1 protein-coding gene is annotated in these 278 nt (G+C 42.8%); it reads left to right on the top strand.

Annotation, left to right across the window (positions count from 1 at the left end; translation table 11 throughout):
- Window positions 1–273, top strand: a 273-nt coding sequence (locus AAEY98_RS22285; protein WP_351019754.1) for a PPC domain-containing protein, incomplete at its 5' end; no start/stop codon positions are given.
- Window positions 274–278: the final 5 nt, after the last annotated feature.

Genomic DNA, 278 nt, shown 5'->3' with positions numbered 1-278 from the left:
AGCGTAAATACAGGTGGTTGGCAGCGTTTTGAACAACGTTTAGCCGCGGGTTATGCCTCACTAAACGTTGCTATTTCAGGCGGAAGCGGCGATGCTGATTTGTATTTAAATTTCGGTGCGCCATCTTCAAATACACAATTTGTGTGTAGGCCATATAAAAACGGCAACACAGAAAGTTGCACTATTTCTGCACCCCAGGCAGGCGTATGGCACATAGATGTTAAAGGCTATCGTAATGCAAGTGGTATTACGCTAACTATAAATGCACAATAATTAAC

This window comes from Shewanella sp. AC91-MNA-CIBAN-0169 (assembly GCF_040310165.1).
In the GTDB taxonomy this organism is placed as follows: Bacteria; Pseudomonadota; Gammaproteobacteria; order Enterobacterales; family Shewanellaceae; genus Shewanella.
The sequence above is the reverse complement of the archived record's forward strand: the minus strand, read 5'-3'. Positions and strand labels throughout refer to the sequence as shown.